The organism is Anoxybacillus sp. UARK-01, assembly GCF_002075365.1.
GTDB classification, from domain to species: Bacteria; Bacillota; Bacilli; order Bacillales; family Anoxybacillaceae; genus Anoxybacteroides; species Anoxybacteroides rupiense.
The window spans coordinates 1-894 of record NZ_NASY01000066.1; the positions used below are offsets into that span (position 1 = coordinate 1).

Here is an 894-nt window from a genome sequence, read left to right on the forward strand (position 1 = left end):
GTGCATAAGAATGCATAATTGTACATGCAGTAAATAGCGATGAAACCCATACCAACGCGGCTGTTCTAATCCGTCATTCTTTAACTGATTAAATGTCTGCTCAATCGAGTTGCGAAAACCAAACAACCACTTTCCGAATTCTGTTTTCAAAAACGAACGAATCATCCGACCATAGGCATCTTTTCGTTCATCGCTATTTCGAGGATTAATAGGTGAAACGAAAAAAATTCCTGTCTGTTCGGCTATTTGACGGACTTTTTCGCTGTCATAGGCGGCATCTCCAAGGGCAAATTCAATCTTCCATTCCTTTAAAGATGGAAATAATTCGAGCGCAACGGCTGCATCATTTCGATTCGCAGTCGTGAAGACATGGGATAGGACGATTCCTTCTGTGGTTGTACAAAGGTGCAACTTATATCCTTTGAACCAGTTATACCGAGTCGAAATCCCCCATCTCGCTTGAGAATCATAAAAACTGCTTCGGAGTGCCGTACTGTCGATGATGACAATTTTGGGATACCGAACACCTAAATCTTTTAGAAGTCGAGCATTAAATGTGGAAAATCCTTGTTCTCGAAACCACTTACCTGCACGTGAAAACGTAGAAAGATGTGGAACCTCTTTGAGTCCACAAATACGCCGGAAGTAGCCAAATCGATCGAGTGTTTCCACTAACTGACGTAAAGAATCAATGGAAAAATAGGTTTTTAAAAAGAAACATTTTAACAATGATTTTTTCGAAATCGGCGGTCGCCCGGTTATATAAGGTGTTTCTGGTAAAGAAAGTTGGTCGATGTATTGAAATAAAGCCTGTAAAAGAGGATCCATTTCGCTATTCAGTGCATGTTCGATAACAAAATTGGAAATCATGATAGTGTCCACCCCTTGGAAATG

The 894-nt window shown here is 40.4% G+C and carries 1 protein-coding gene; it reads right to left on the minus strand.

The features are described 5' to 3' along the window. Positions 1 to 870, minus strand: an 870-nt coding sequence (locus tag B6A27_RS18320) for a transposase (protein WP_080862886.1), incomplete at its 3' end; no start/stop codon positions are given. Between the last annotated feature and the right edge of the window lie 24 nt (positions 871 to 894).